We start from the raw sequence: 15,389 nt of genomic DNA on the forward strand, positions 1-15,389 counted from the left end.
AGGGCAAAGAAAACAAATTTCCTCCTTAAAATAAAACTTATCGGAAGCGAATGGTTTTCAAATTTCGTTCCTAATTTGAAATGTAAAAAAGGATGAAATAGTATGGTAGCAGGAAGAAAGTAGTAAAATAAAGCATCCGAGTAGGAGTATAGAGTGATAACATGTTACAATACAGCTAAGAACACGCAATAAAGGAGAGTTTTTTACGTGAAGATTAAAGCAATTGAACCGACGCCAAGTCCAAATACAATGAAAGTTATTTTGAATGAAGTATTATCATCAGGAGCGCGTAATAATTATACAAATGAAAATAAAGAACAAGCACCAGTACAAGTGCAAGAAATTTTGAAAATTGAAGGCATTAAAGGTGTGTATCATGTAGCAGACTTTTTAGCAGTCGAGCGTAATGCGAAGTATGATTGGAAAGTTTTATTACAACAAGTTCGTGCCGTTTTCGGTGAAGAAGTAGTAGAAGAAAGCGAAGAACAGCAACTTTCTCACTTTGGAGAAGTGAAAGTGTTTATTCAAATGTTCTTTACTATTCCGATGCAAGTAAAGTTAACAGATGGAACGACGGAAGAGCGTGTTGGTTTACCTGATCGTTTTAAAGAATCAATCATGAAAGTGCAAATGTCTGCACCTAACGTTGTGAAAGAGCGTAAATGGGTAGAGCAAAGTACACGTTACGGTAATTTTGAAGAAATCGGGAAAGAAGTAGTAGAAGAAATTATTGCTGCTTATTCAGAAGAACGTGTAAATGAAACAGTTAAAGAATTATTAGATCAGGCTGGGGCAGTTGAAGTAACGATTCAAAAGCGTGAGCCATATAAAGTAACAGAAGAGATGATGAAAGATTCTGACTGGAAAAACCGTTTTGCAGCTTTAGAGCAAATGGATCCTACTGAAGAGGATATTCTAGTGTTGAAAATGGCGTTAGACGATGAAAAAGTATCTATCCGCCGCATAGCAACAGCTTATTTAGGTATGGTAAAAGGTGATGAAGTATTACCGTTATTATATAAAGCGTTATTAGATCGTTCAGTAAGTGTTCGTCGTACTGCAGGGGATTGCTTATCAGACGTGGGTGACCCAGCAGCGATGTTCGTTATGATTAAATCGCTGAAAGACCCAAGTAAATTAGTACGCTGGCGTGCAGCTATGTTTTTATTTGAACTTGGAGATGAAAGTGCTATTCCGGCATTAAAAGCAGCGCAAGATGATCCAGAGTTTGAAGTAGCGATGCAAGCTCGTCTTGCATTAGAGCGTATTGAAGGCGGCGAAGAAGCGAAAGGTTCTGTATGGAAACAAATGACGGAATCTCGTAAAGGGGAATAATATATGATTGTTTTCTATGATAGTTGGTGTCCGATGTGTACTGCAGTGGCAGAGCGTACGAAGAAATTAGATAAAAAGGGTAAAATGACATTTGTTTCATTTCGAGATGATGATGTAGTTAAGAAGTATGATCTTTCTCAAGAACTACAAAGTAAGATGGAGCAAAGGATGTATATTTTTAAAAATAATAAATGGTATGACGGAATTCATAGCATAAACGTATTAGCGAAGGCCGTTCCATCTTATTGGTTTGCAGTGCCTTTTATAAAATTATCTATCGTACTTGGGTTTGGAAGCAAAGTATATGATTATATCGCTAACAATAGAAAACTTGTCCCAGTCGGACATTGCCGTGAAGGGGTTTGTGAAATCCCTTCAAAAAAATGAAAACGTCACTATCTTTCTTTTGCACCTATTAATAGAGCGTGATATGATGAATTTGGAATGAAAGTTGAAGGAGAGATACAAGATGTCAAATGCTTATGAAGAATACATGCGCCAAATGGTAATTCCAATGCGTCAAGAATTAGTGCGTTCTGGATTTGAAGAATTAACTACAGAAGAATCTGTTACAGAATTTATGGAGAATGCATCAGGTACAACTTTAGTAGTTGTAAACTCAGTTTGTGGTTGTGCAGCTGGTTTAGCGCGTCCATCAGCAGGCCAAGCAGTTGTTCGTGCTGAAAAACAACCTGACCATCTTGTAACTGTATTTGCAGGTCAAGATAAAGATGCTACTGCAAAAATGCGTGAATACTTCGGAGAAATCCCTCCATCTTCACCATCTATGGCATTATTAAAAGGAAAAGAAGTTGTTCACTTCATTCACCGTCATGAAATTGAAGGTGCAACAATGGACGAAATTATTACGAACTTAGAACAAGCTTTCGAAAAGAATTGCTAAAGAAGGGGGAGAGTAAATCTCCCTCTTTTCTTTATATAGAGGTGAAATAATGATAGTAACAACAGCAGGACGAACAAATAAAGAAATGACATCTTATGCAAAAAAAGTAGCGACAGAATTAAATAGTTCTTTCGTTATACGTAATGATATACCTGTGCACAAACTGCATGAGAAATATGAACAAGATGTGCTTGTTGTGGGGAAGAACCGATTAGCTATTTACCCTGAAGGTACGGAAGAGTCGTTTTTCTTTCATCCAAACTCAGCAATGTTTCGTGTGAAAAGGTTAATGCGCGGAGAACACGATCCGTTTGTACAAGCTGCCCAATTAGAGAGAGGGATGACAGTGCTAGATTGTACGCTCGGCATGGCATCAGATAGTATTGTAGCTAGCTATATTGTTGGTGAAAGTGGAAAGGTAACAGGACTTGAAGGTAACGAATATATGGCTTACATAATGGAAAAAGGTTTGCAAACATGGTCTTCATCAGTTGCTGAAATCGATAAAGCAATGCAAAGAATCCATGTAAAGCAAACAGAGCATTTCGCTTTTTTAACGCAATGTGAGGATAATAGTTATGACATTGTTTACCTTGATCCGATGTTTGAAGAAACTGTCATAGAATCAGATGGAATTAAAGGATTAAAACACTTCGCTTTGTATCATGATATTACTGATGAAACAATTGCGGAAGCGAAGCGTGTGGCGAGAAAGCGTATCGTTCTGAAAGACCATTTCCGTAGTACTAGATTTGAAAAACACAATTTTTACGTATACAAAAGAAAAAGTGCAAAGTTTCATTTTGGCGTAATTGACCCTTGCTAATTGTTTGAAAAGATGTATAATAAGCAATAATTAATTAAATATACTGTCTGTGATGAAGAGAGTAGTCTTTTTCAGAAGGAAAGCGAGCTAGGGATGGTGTGAGCCTAGTGCGGAAGAAAAAGATGAAGCGCACTTCGGAGACGCTTCTTGAACGAATAGTAAAGTAAGCCGAGGTCCCCTGTCCTCGTTATAAACGGGAAAGTGGTTCGTAATGAACAACAAGGGTGGTACCACGGGTTAAAACTCGTCTCTTATATAGAGACGAGTTTTTTGTGTTTTAAAAAAATAAGGAGGTTGTAGTATGGAATATAAAACACAGTTTGCGAAAAGTTTATCAAATATTTTTGTAAATGAATTAACGCAAAATCAAATTTTAGATTTAATCGAAACACCGAAACAAGATGAATTCGGAGATGCAGCGTTCCCATGTTTTTCACTAGCGAAGCAATATAAAAAAGCACCAGCTATTATCGCAAAGGAAATTGCAGAGAAAGTAAATGATCCGTTCTTTACGAAAGTAGAGGCTGTTGGTCCTTATGTAAATGTATTTTTCAATCGTGAAACTGTAAGTGATGCTGTATTAAAAACGATTTTAGCTAAGAAAGAAGAATACGGTCAAAACTACTTTGGATGTGAAAAAACAGTAGTTATTGATTACTCATCTCCAAATATTGCAAAACCTTTTTCGATGGGGCATTTACGTTCTACAATGATTGGAAATTCACTGAAACATATCGCTGAAAAATGTGGCTATGAAGTTGTAGGAATTAATTATATTGGGGATTGGGGAACACAGTTTGGAAAGTTAATTACTGCTTATAAAAAATGGGGAAATGAAGCAGTAGTTAAAGAGGATCCAATCCGTGAATTATTTAAGTTATACGTTCAATTCCATGAAGAGGTAAAAGACGACGAAGAACTAGAAGAAGAAGGGCGTGCTTGGTTTAAGAAATTAGAAGAAGGTGATGAAGAAGCTGTTGAGCTTTGGAATTGGTTCCGTCACGAATCCTTAAAAGAATTTTCTCGAATTTATGAACTTCTCGGTGTAGAATTTACTAATTTTCAAGGAGAAGCTTTTTATAATAACTTAATGGAAGATTTCATTGGGATTTTAGAGGAGCATGATTTGCTTGAAGAGTCAGAAGGCGCATTAGTCGTTAATTTAGAAGAAGAGGGAATGCCGCCTTGCTTAATTAGAAAATCCGATGGTGCGACGATCTACGCAACACGTGACTTAACGGCAGCGTTATATCGTCAAAACACATATGCATTTGATAAAGCCCTATATGTAGTTGGCCCGGAACAAAGTTTACACTTCAATCAATTTTTCACTGTATTAAAAAAGCTTGGCTACAATTGGGTTGACGGCATGGAACATGTACCGTTTGGGTTCATTTTAAAAGACGGTAAGAAAATGTCGACACGTAAAGGAAGAGTTATTTTACTTGAAGAAGTACTTGAAGAAGCAATAGACCTTGCAAAACAAAATATTGAAGAGAAAAACCCAAACTTAAAACAGAAAGAAGAAGTAGCAAAGCAAGTCGGTGTAGGAGCAGTCATCTTCCACGATTTGAAAAATGAGCGTATGCATAATATCGAATTCTCATTAGAAAATATGCTGAAATTCGAAGGAGAAACAGGACCATATGTACAGTACACACATGCGCGTGCTTGCTCTATTTTAAGAAAAGAAAGTGTAGAATTTGAAACGTGTACGTTTGCATTAAAAGATGATCATAGCTGGAGCGTCGTAAAATTACTGAATAAGTTCCCACAAGTAATTGAAGCAGCCTTCAACAAAAATGAGCCATCAATCATTTCGAAATACGTATTAGATGTAGCACAATCGTTCAATAAATATTATGGAAATGTGCGTATATTGGAAGAGAGTAAAGAGAAAGACAGCAGACTGGTATTAGTTTATGCTGTGACGGTTGTATTAAAAGAGGGATTACGTTTGCTTGGGGTGGAGGCACCTGAGGAGATGTAACATAAAAAGGTGTACGTATCATAGTAGATATGTATATCTTTTTTATATTTATAGGAAAGGTATAAGCAAAAGTTTCATTTTTTTAAAACTAAACTTAACTTTTCTTTAAAGTATAGGAATGTCTTTATTAAATGGAGAATTGTAATGTTATATAAGGAGGCGTTAGGCTTGGAAACATACGACTGGAACAGTAAACTAACATATTTAAAAAATACAAGAGATTTATATTACAACGACGATTATGTAAGTTTTTTAGTAAATTCAGTTTGGAAGATTAATAAGCCCGTACAAATCGTTGATTTCGGTTGTGGATATGGTTATTTAGGCTTAGTATTAATGCCGTTACTTCCAGAAGGTTCAAAGTATACAGGCATTGACAGTGGAGAAACATTACTTGCTGAAGCGAGAGAGTTGTTTCATCTACTTCCATATGAATCAGAATTTATTGAGGGGGATGCTACAGAAATTGAATTGAACGATAAATACGATATAGCAATCTGTCATGCTTTCTTATTACATATGAATACTCCAAAAATGATGTTAGAAAAAATGATACATGCAATTAAAAAAGGTGGTAAAATAATCTGTTTTGAACCACATTGGATTTCAAATATGTCTTCATATGTCTTAGATGGAGAGAATCAATCGGAAATTATTAAACTAGGTGCTTTGCAGAAGTTATTTGAAAAAGACGCGCAGAGAAACGGTAAAGATGGAAATATTGGCATGAAAATACCGATGTATTTAAGTAAATTAGGTGTGAAAAATATTGAGTGTAGAGTGAGCGATAAAGTGAACTTTTTAGACTCTAGTATGCATCACAATGATAAACACAGTTTGTATCATTCATTAAGAGAAGAGGGGATTGCGGACAACCCGGGTGATAAACAGCAATTTATAGAACGTTTAATGATAAGAGGATTAACATATGATGAAGCATTAGCTCAATATGAAGCAGAACTACGATTTTTTAAAGCGCTCCATATACATTCATCTTTAGTATATGCTCCGAATATGAAAATTACATTTGGTGACATAGAATGTTAAAAGGTAGCGATTTATTGAGGATTGACATTTTTTATCGATAAGTCGATATTCACCGTATAATCGCTGATATATTTTAAGAATCGGTCGATATATTTTGAAAATCACCGATAAAACGAAAGAAGCGCTGATATATTTGAATTATCGCCGATATAATTTCATGTACTGATTTTGGCCTTGAAAAGATAAGATCCTCAATCCACGTTATTCCATATAATTAAACAAAATACGAAGAAAAACAATCATCTTTACTATATTTTGTTATAAATTCGAATAATATTAAATAATACTATCCATTATAGGAGATTTTAGTTGAATACCTACAATATGATGTGTAAAATCTAAGCAAGTAGCAGTTTAAATAAATATTCGAGGTGAATGCATGCTAGATTTTAAGCAGTTAGAAGCTTGTTTGAAAGACAAGAGATTTGTAGATGGATTACAGGAAATAAATAATGAAATTTCATATATAAAAGAAACAAATACTTTATCCTATGTGAAGACTTGGCTTGCTAATATTCCTTCACATAAGGAGTTTGATATATTAATTCGCCTTACTGATGAAGGGCTTATGCACCAATACAGTTCATTCCTCATTCGCTACGCTTATAAAAAATTCCCAAATATGAGAACGCTCTCTTTATATTGTGATGAGTTAATTGATGAGCGAAAAATCCTTGAAGCAGAACAGTTGTTAAAAGAATCTTTAGAAGAGGCAGATAAAGAAGAAATAGATGACGATTTTTTAGCGAAAACATATTTTACTTTAGTACGATGTTTATTAGAAATGAAACGAAATGAAGAAGCGCTCATTTATATGCAAAAAGCAGAGGAGTACAGTACACGTGCGGTCTTTGATAAATGGGGCTACGTCTATATGCATACAGGTGAATGGGAGAAAGCAGAAGAACAATTTTTAGCTGGAAAGCAGCATAAAGATTGTGAAGAACTATCTACCTACTTATTATCACAGTTATATGCGAATAAAGGGGAACAAAAACGTGCATTACAGTTAATCGATGATGCGATTGTAAAGTTTCCACAAGTACCATATTTTCATTTTGAAAAGGTAAAGTATTTATTAGATTTAGCGAAATATGAAGAGATGTTAGCGGTAATAGATAAAATTAATAGTACGCTTCCTTATCATGCTTATGAAACTTACTTTGTACATTTACGTGCAGAAGCGTTGTACAAAATGAATAAACTTGTAGATTTACAACAGTTATTAAAAGAAGAAAAAAGTTTAAAAGGCTCTTTATATCATAATTTAGAAAAAAATCCAGATGGAAAAAAGGTTCACCTGCCGATAGTTCCAATTGTACAAAAGGATAATTATTGTGTTCCGACAAGTTTAGAAATGATGTTGCAGCTATGGGGAGAAAAACGTACACAAGATGAAATAGCAGAGTTTATTTTTGATATGACAGGCTCAAAGTTTTCCGATACGGTCTCTTATATTGAAGAATTAGGCTATGAATATCGTTATTTTAAAGGGAATGAGGAAATTTATAAGATATTACTCGACCGAAAGATCCCCGTTTTATTAAGTATAGACATCGAACATGCTTCACATGTGCAAGTGCTATCAGGATATGATGATACGTTACAAGCTTTTTATGTTCAAGATCCAAACTTTATAGAACCAGTTCTTGTGGAATATAGTAAATTGCAAGAGAAATATCGTTATACAGGTTGTTTGGCGATCACGTTTGTTCCGAAAGAAAAGAAGGAACAACTAGCATTTTTAAGTGAAGAAGAGAATCATTATTTTAAATCCATTTTCTCTCTTACAGATCATTTAGATGAACAAGATAAAGAGGGAATTAATAACTTAGTACGATTTTTAAAAGAGACGAGTGATAATCCGAATACGTGGTTATATACGATGAAACATTTAGATGTTGAAGTAGATAAAGAATTTATTTTATATTGTATAGAAAAGTTAATGGAAAAGTTTCCGAACTCGGATTTTGTTAAATTGCATGGTGCACAGTGCTTTATTCGTCTTCAAGAAATGGAGAAAGCTGAGCAAATGCTGGCAAGTGTTGAGAAGAAAAATAATCGTGCTTTATATCATTTGATAAATGGAAGATATGCATTTGAACAGGAAAGTTATATAGAAGCGATTTCAAGTTTTCGTTCCTCATTACAATTGGACGCAGATCAGCCAATCGCCTGGAGTTTCCTTGCGTTATCTTATATGTATATCGATCAATCTGAAAATGCGTTGCAGTTTTCTCAAGTAGCTGTAGAACGTAGTCCAGAAAGGTTCACTTTAACGAATCACGGTTTAATATTAATAGATTTAGAAAGATATGAAGAAGCATATGAAATCTTTAATAATTTGTTAAGAGAATATAAAAATGAGGCGCATGTATGGTATGAACGAGCGAGATGTGCGCATCAATTAGGGAAATTACATTTAGCGATAAAAGGACTTAAAGTGGCGATTCAGTTAGATAGTAATGCGCCTTACATTTATACGAAACTTTCAGAGATCTATGAATCTGATTTGAAGGATGAGAAAAGCACAAAAGAAATTTTATTAAAAGGTATTGAGAATTGTGATGATAAGGCGTCTCTATATGTAAGATTAGGTGATTATCATTTTCAAAATGATAGTCTGGAAGAAGCAGAAACATTATATAAGCGTGCTTTAGAAGAAGATAATGAAGATGTTTATTCTCATTTCGGACTTACGCAAGTTTATATGGCAAAAGAGCGATACGATGAAGCGAAAGAATATATTCTTGGTCTCGAAACACAAATTGAAAAGAGCCAAGATTTCCTTATGAATGCAGGAATGGTTTTATGGGATGCAGAGGTTGAACTTGGTGGAAATGAAGATGGGCTTAAAGTAGCATTGTCTAAGTTAGAGAGTGGTATAAAGCAGAGTGAATATAATGTAGCAAGTGCGTTAGATGAATATGTGAATCGAATTAAAGGAACTGTATTTGTACAACGAGGTATAGCATTCTTAAGAACGTTACAAAAAGAAAGAAATGAAGTAAGTGAATACAGTTGTTATGCAGGTATTTTACATGAATCTATTGGACAGTATGGCCAAGCGATGAAAAGATATAATAAAGCAATAGAACAAAAGAAAACGGCATTGCCATATTACCGAATTGGTGAAACACTTATGGCATTAGGACAATTGACAGAAGCAAAACAAGCGTATGAAACATGTTTAGAGCTTGATGAAAACTTCTTAGGTGTACATTTACAACTAGCAGAAATATACGAAAAAGAAGAAGACCGTTTCAAAGAACAAAGTCATATGGTTCAGGCGATGAAAGAAGAGCCTTTGCATATAAATATGGAATATTTGGCACAGCTTTCAGTAGAAATAAATCTTCAAGAAGAGTTGCTAAAGGAATTAGAACATCTAGCAGGCGAAGTACCCGAAATATGGCGCTTAGATGCGATTGCGTATGTGTATGGAGCGATGAATGAAATAGATACAGAAAAGATACGAATTGAAGAAGCACTACAAGTAGATGAGGGACATATAGAAGTTCTATATCATTATGCAAAAGTATTAGTGAAAAAAAGAGATGCAAAAGCGATTGAAGTTGCAATGAAAGTAATACAAAAAGATGTAAATAATGAACGTATATTTGATGTTTATGTAAAAGCGGTAGAACAACATAAGAAATTGTCTAACATCCGAGATTTTCTTCATACATTAAAAGTGAAAAAAGCAGAAAGAAGTACAGCATTCATGTATGCAGCAGCTGCGGTTACGGAAAGATGGATTGAACGTCAACAAAATGAACAACCGAAAAAATCTATATTTACGAGAGCTTTTTATCGTATGAAAAACCGGGCAAAAGAAATTTCAATGGTTACAACAATCATTGATTTATATGAAATCTCATTAAAGTTAAATCCAAAAAATAGTATGGCAGCGCAACGATTTGGATCATTTTACGAAAATGTATCGATGAATAAAGAAGCGATAGATGTTCTGCAAACATCGTTAGAAAATAAATGGGATTATGAGGTAGCGAAGCAACTTGTAAATCTATTCATTGAGTGTGAGGACGAGGATTTGTTACAAGATGCTCTAGAGTTAATGAAGCAATTAGTTCGAGAGCTACCGGATGATTATGATACGCTTCTTATACAAGCGCAAGTATTCTTGAAAGTTGGGGAAGAAGGAAAAGCAGAAAAAATATGCTTACAATTAACGGAGAAAACACCGTTTGTAAGTAGAGGGTTTCTTGCTTTAGGAGAAATGTACCAAAGTCAAGAGAGATATGAAGAGGCAATTCAGTTATTAGAAGATGCTTCTATACATCATCCAAATGATACGGCAATTCTTCTTTCATTAGCATCTTCATATCATAGTGCCGGACAAACGATAAAGGCAGAAAAAATAACAAGTGAAGTAGTAACAATGGATACGAGTGATCTGTTAGCAAGATATGATCATGCTTGTTATTTAGCGTTATTAAATAGAAATGCAGAGGCGAAAGAAGAGCTTGAACATGTACTTCGTGAGGATGAATCTGGATTTTTTGTTGAACTTATCGAAGAAGATGAAGATTTAGCAAGATTGAGAGAGTTTGAAAAGTAATTGTATATGTATATAAGTAGTGAAAAAAGGATATAAATAAAAATATATTTTGAATTAGTTGACAATTTATTGTTAAATGGCATAAAATAGCTTTTAATAAAGTATACAAATCTGAAGACGAGAAAGAGTAAAATAATGAACTGTTCCCCAGAGAGCCGGTAAAGTGCTGAAAGCCGGTGTTCAGACGTTATTTGAAAATCATCTCCGAGGAGCCGAGGCTGAAAGTAAGTAGGCCCGGACGGATGTCTACCGTTACAAAGAACGCGTATGTTAGTACGTTGCTAAGCGCTATTAGTGAAAAGCTAATAGAATTAGGGTGGTAACGCGGGTAAACTCGTCCCTACTTCATAGGGGCGGGTTTTTTGTGTGCTTTTAAAACATTCAAAGGAGTGATTGTAGATGAAGAAAGTAGATGTAAAAGAGTCAGCTGTAGGGAGAGAAACACGTATTCGTAAGCAGTGGAACGAACAGAGCATTTTTGAACAATCAATTCAGAATCGAGAAGGCGCGCAATCGTTTGTGTTTTATGAAGGACCACCAACGGCGAACGGTTTACCACACGTCGGCCATGCACTTGGTCGGGCAATTAAAGATTTAGTAGCAAGATATAAAACGATGGCCGGTTATAAAGTAGTAAGAAAAGCAGGATGGGATACACACGGTTTACCTGTAGAATTAGGTGTTGAGAAGCAACTTGGTATTTCTGGTAAACATGAAATCGAAGAGTACGGAATTGAGCCATTTATTAAGAAGTGTAAAGAGAGTGTATTCACATATGAAAAGCAGTGGCGTGAGTTCACTGAAAGTATCGGTTATTGGGTAGATATGGATGATCCATACGTTACTTTAGAAAATCCATATATCGAAAGTGTATGGCATATTTTAGGGACGATTCATGAAAAAGGCTTGTTATATAAAGGGCATAGAGTTTCACCGTACTGCCCAAGCTGTCAAACCTCTCTCAGTTCACATGAAGTTGCACAAGGGTATAAAACAGTAAAAGATTTAAGTGCAACAGTTAAGTTTAAAGTGGAAAATAGTGAAAATGAGTATTTCTTAGGTTGGACGACAACACCATGGACACTTCCAGCAAATGTTGCACTTGCTGTACATTCAAATATGGAATACGTTAAAGCGAAACAAGAAGGTCATGTATACATTGTTGCGAAAGAACGTGTACAAGAAGTATTAAAAGAAAACTATGAAGTATTATCTGTTCATAAAGGTGAAGAATTAGTAAATACATTTTACACAGCACCATTTCCAATGAAAGAAGTGACAAATGGTTACCGTGTTATTGCAGCGGATTTTGTAACGGCAGATAGTGGTACTGGACTCGTTCATATTGCTCCAGCATATGGGGAAGATGATTATAGAGTTGTTCAAAGTGAAGGATTGTCGTTCCTACATGTTGTAGATGGAAAAGGTGAGTATACAGATGCAGTACCATTTTTGAAAGGTAAATTTGTAAAAGATTGTGACGTTGATATCGTTCGTTATTTGGCGAAGGAAGGTTTGCTATATCATAAAGAAAAATATGAACATAGTTACCCGCATTGCTGGCGTTGTGATTCACCACTTCTTTATTATGCAGGAGAAAGTTGGTTAATCCGAACAACTGCAATTAAAGATACATTTTTAAAAAATAATGATTCTGTTACTTGGTATCCGGATCATATGAAACATGGACGTTTTGGTAAGTTTTTAGAAAATATGGTTGACTGGAATATTAGCCGAAATAGATATTGGGGAACACCATTAAACGTATGGGAATGCGAAAGTTGCGACCATCAGTTCGCACCGAAAAGCATTGCTGAATTAAGAAAGCATAGTAAGAAAGAAACACCTGAAGATTTAGAATTGCATAAGCCGTATGTAGATGAAGTGCAAGTCTGCTGCGGGAAATGCGGAGGCACAATGAATCGCACACCAGAAGTAATCGATGTTTGGTTTGATAGTGGTTCTATGCCATTTGCACAATATCATTACCCATTTGAAAATAAAGATTTATTTGAAGAGCAGTTTCCAGCGGATGTTATTGCAGAAGGAATTGATCAAACACGCGGCTGGTTTTATAGTTTATTAGCAGTATCAGCACTATATACAGGCAAAGTGCCGTATAAACGAGTGTTATCACTAGGGCATGTTTTAGATGAAGAAGGACAAAAAATGTCTAAAAGTAAAGGCAATGCACTAGATCCAGTTGATTTAGTAGAGAAGTTTGGTGCAGATGCGCTAAGATGGGCTTTACTCGTTGATAGTGCCCCGTGGAATGCGAAGCGTTTTTCTGAAAGAACAGTACTGGAAGCGAAATCTAAATTTGTAGATACATTAGTCAATGTGTATAGCTTCTACGTTTTATATGCAAATTTAGATGAGTATAATCCGAAAGAAACGTATGACGTAAAGCTTACGAAATTAGACGAATGGGTATTATCAAGATTGCATAGTACAACGAAAAAAGTGAGAACAGCACTTGATGAGTATCAATTTACGAATGCAGCTCGTGAAATTGCAGCACTTGTAGATGAAGTGAGTAACTGGTATGTAAGACGCTCACGTAATCGTTTCTGGGAATCTGGTATGAACGCTGAAAAAGCATCTGCCTATGAGACACTTCATGAAGTGCTTGTAACAATTAGTAAATTAATTGCACCATTTACACCGTTTGTCGCGGAAGACATTCATCTGAATTTAGAAGGAAGTAGCGTTCATTTAGCGGATTATCCAGTTGTAAATGAATCACTACTTCAGCCGAAATTAGAAGCGGAAATGGATGCTGTTTTACAAGTTGTCGAACTTGGAAGAAGTAACCGTAATCAGCATTCTTTAAAAGTAAAACAGCCGTTAGCTGAGCTTGTATTACTTGAGCATAAAGAGAATGATATCGATTGGGAATCTTATCGCGATATTGTAATGGATGAGCTAAATGTGAAAGCATTCCATGTTGAACTGGATGAAACGAAGTATACATCATATCAATTGAAGCTCAATTTTAAAACAGCAGGGCCGAAGTTCGGTAAAAATGTGAATGCAGTAAACGGCTGGTTAAAACAATTATCACAAGAAGAAGTACAAAAATTTGTATCAACAGAAAGAGCAGTTTACGAAGCAACATCAGGAGAAGAAGTGGTTGTAACCGCTGAAGATGTGTTAGTTGAGAAAGTTGCAAAATCAGGATTCTCTAATACGACTAACGGACAATATACGGTTATGTTAGATACGAATGTAACGGAAGAATTGTTACAAGAAGGAGTAGCTCGTGAATTCATTCGTGCGGTTCAAGAATATCGTAAGCTGTTGAATTTACCAGTTAACTTACGAGTTGATGTGATTCTTGATGCAGAGGAAGAACTACAGCAAACGTTAACGACTCATAAACATCTATTGGAAGAAAACTTACTCGTCAAGCAATTTACATTTGGCCACTTAACGAATGAAGACGACGAGCTTTCTTTAGGGGAGACAAAACTCCGAATTAAGTTAAGCGAGGCTAATTAATGAAAAAAGGAAGTTGGAATCATTCCAACTTCCTTTTTGTATGAGGGGAGATTATCCCGCTATTTGTAGGTTAATAATCGGTGGGGGGACAAAACCCCCACGAATTAAAGTTTCACTTTATCCGGCAAATTTTCGCATAATCCATTCAATAGGGCCTCTAGCAAATTTCTTTCTCCATAGCACACTAAATAAAATGCTCAAAATGAAAAATCCAGTAGCAAATAATAAAACGAAAAGTAGTGTTTGATGTTCCATTCTATTGAATAGAATTAATGTTCCAATCCCGATAAATACATGACTTACATAATGAGTTAATGTTAATTGACCTGTTTGTATAATGGAAGTAACAAACCAATTATTTTCATATTTTTCAGTGATATAGAGGCAAATTATTAATATAGCAATAGCGGATCCTGTAGCAGATAAAATATAAAATATATTTGGTAAAATGGGCCCTGTATTAAACAAAAATGTAGCAGCCTCTTTGCCAATGTGTGGAATAAAGTAGTGCGTGAGTCCCTTTGATAAAAGTTCTATCAGTATGGTGAATGTAATACCGGGCAAGAGCAACCTATCTCTAATCTTTTTATTATGAAGATCTAATCTGCCAATTATCATACCGATTAAGAAGAACGAAAACCAAGGGAAAAAAGGGTGATAACCATTAAAGAATAGATTGCGAAGAAAACCGTTTACTGTCCAGAAGTCTACATAGTTTATAAATGGAGTAGGGCCTCCCCAACCTTCGAAAGCATTGAAAGTAAGCTGAAGAGATTGTGCGAAGAGTAGGATAATAATAGATAGCAATAGTAATGCTTTTTTTCGTACTGTAATGAGTAATGCAGCAACGAAAAGGTAAACACCGTAGTAGTGTAATATATCCCCAGTCCACTCCATTACGTATAAAAGTAATCCAAAAATAAATAAGAATAGTGCCCGTTTCCAGATGATTTTCCGGCTATTAGAAATTTTTATTTTTTCATTGCTAGCAACAGATGATCTAGTCATGAAAGATATGCCAATTCCAGCAAGTATAACAAACAAGGCAGAAGCTCTACCTTCAAAAAGTGACATGAAAGTTATTAAAAATGGGGGACCATTTCGTTCTGCACCTGTTATAACCATAAAATTAACAAGCAGCATACCAAACATCGCCAAAGCTCTAGCAAAATCTAAGCCGATAATTCGTTTTTTAGTATTCAAT

Annotated in this window: 9 protein-coding genes and 2 other annotated features; of the genes, 8 read left to right on the plus strand and 1 reads right to left on the minus strand. The window is 35.3% G+C overall.

The genetic code is table 11. The annotated features are described in order from the left end of the window. The first annotated feature begins 207 nt into the window (after positions 1–207). The 8 genes from JDS95_RS08860 to ileS all read left to right on the plus strand — a co-directional run bounded on the left by JDS95_RS08860 (position 208) and on the right by ileS (position 14,185). The gene (locus tag JDS95_RS08860; protein WP_199690407.1) at positions 208–1,335 is read left to right on the plus strand and encodes a conserved virulence factor C family protein; all 1,128 of its coding nucleotides are present in this window, start codon (positions 208–210) and stop codon (positions 1,333–1,335) included. Positions 1,336–1,338: 3 nt separating this feature from the next. Then, the gene (locus tag JDS95_RS08865; RefSeq protein ID WP_000634893.1) at positions 1,339–1,722 is read left to right on the plus strand and encodes a thiol-disulfide oxidoreductase DCC family protein; all 384 of its coding nucleotides are present in this window, start codon (positions 1,339–1,341) and stop codon (positions 1,720–1,722) included. A gap of 82 nt (positions 1,723–1,804) precedes the next feature. Beyond that, positions 1,805–2,239 carry a BrxA/BrxB family bacilliredoxin gene (locus JDS95_RS08870; protein WP_000063715.1) on the plus strand — a complete coding sequence of 145 codons (435 nt, stop codon included), beginning with the start codon at positions 1,805–1,807 and terminating at the stop codon, positions 2,237–2,239. A 49-nt stretch (positions 2,240–2,288) separates the two neighbouring features. Beyond that, positions 2,289–3,065 carry a class I SAM-dependent methyltransferase gene (locus tag JDS95_RS08875; protein ID WP_000637474.1) on the plus strand — a complete coding sequence of 259 codons (777 nt, stop codon included), beginning with the start codon at positions 2,289–2,291 and terminating at the stop codon, positions 3,063–3,065. A gap of 40 nt (positions 3,066–3,105) precedes the next feature. After that, positions 3,106–3,320: a binding site (T-box leader), on the plus strand. Between the two features lie 46 nt (positions 3,321–3,366). After that, positions 3,367–5,055 carry an arginine--tRNA ligase gene (gene argS / locus JDS95_RS08880; RefSeq protein WP_000456031.1) on the plus strand — a complete coding sequence of 563 codons (1,689 nt, stop codon included), beginning with the start codon at positions 3,367–3,369 and terminating at the stop codon, positions 5,053–5,055. A 144-nt stretch (positions 5,056–5,199) separates the two neighbouring features. Next, positions 5,200–6,102 (plus strand): class I SAM-dependent methyltransferase, encoded by a 903-nt coding sequence (locus tag JDS95_RS08885; RefSeq protein WP_002043219.1) that lies wholly within the window; start codon positions 5,200–5,202, stop codon positions 6,100–6,102. Between the two features lie 379 nt (positions 6,103–6,481). Continuing rightward, positions 6,482–10,684 (plus strand): bacteriocin-processing peptidase family protein, encoded by a 4,203-nt coding sequence (locus JDS95_RS08890; protein ID WP_199690409.1) that lies wholly within the window; start codon positions 6,482–6,484, stop codon positions 10,682–10,684. A gap of 105 nt (positions 10,685–10,789) precedes the next feature. Beyond that, positions 10,790–11,029, plus strand: a binding site (T-box leader). Positions 11,030–11,083: 54 nt separating this feature from the next. Beyond that, entirely contained in the window at positions 11,084–14,185 is a 3,102-nt protein-coding gene (gene ileS, locus JDS95_RS08895) for an isoleucine--tRNA ligase (RefSeq protein ID WP_199690410.1), read from the plus strand. A gap of 117 nt (positions 14,186–14,302) precedes the next feature. Here the strand turns inward: ileS and JDS95_RS08900 are convergent, their stop codons facing one another. After that, the gene (locus tag JDS95_RS08900) at positions 14,303–15,388 is read right to left on the minus strand and encodes a DUF418 domain-containing protein (protein ID WP_001093119.1); all 1,086 of its coding nucleotides are present in this window, start codon (positions 15,386–15,388) and stop codon (positions 14,303–14,305) included. Position 15,389: the final 1 nt, after the last annotated feature.

Source organism: Bacillus cereus group sp. N24 (assembly GCF_016483345.1).
Taxonomy (GTDB): domain Bacteria; phylum Bacillota; class Bacilli; order Bacillales; family Bacillaceae_G; genus Bacillus_A; species Bacillus_A toyonensis.

Bases quoted from the DNA above. Each gene is read 5' to 3' on its own strand.
- JDS95_RS08865 (WP_000634893.1), top strand. From the start codon at position 1,339: ATGATTGTTTTCTATGATAGTTGGTGTCCGATGTGTACTGCAGTGGCA.
- JDS95_RS08870 (WP_000063715.1), top strand. From the start codon at position 1,805: ATGTCAAATGCTTATGAAGAATACATGCGCCAAATGGTAATTCCAATG.
- JDS95_RS08875 (WP_000637474.1), top strand. From the start codon at position 2,289: ATGATAGTAACAACAGCAGGACGAACAAATAAAGAAATGACATCTTAT.
- argS (WP_000456031.1), top strand. From the start codon at position 3,367: ATGGAATATAAAACACAGTTTGCGAAAAGTTTATCAAATATTTTTGTA.
- JDS95_RS08885 (WP_002043219.1), top strand. From the start codon at position 5,200: ATGTTATATAAGGAGGCGTTAGGCTTGGAAACATACGACTGGAACAGT.
- JDS95_RS08890 (WP_199690409.1), top strand. From the start codon at position 6,482: ATGCTAGATTTTAAGCAGTTAGAAGCTTGTTTGAAAGACAAGAGATTT.
- ileS (WP_199690410.1), top strand. From the start codon at position 11,084: ATGAAGAAAGTAGATGTAAAAGAGTCAGCTGTAGGGAGAGAAACACGT.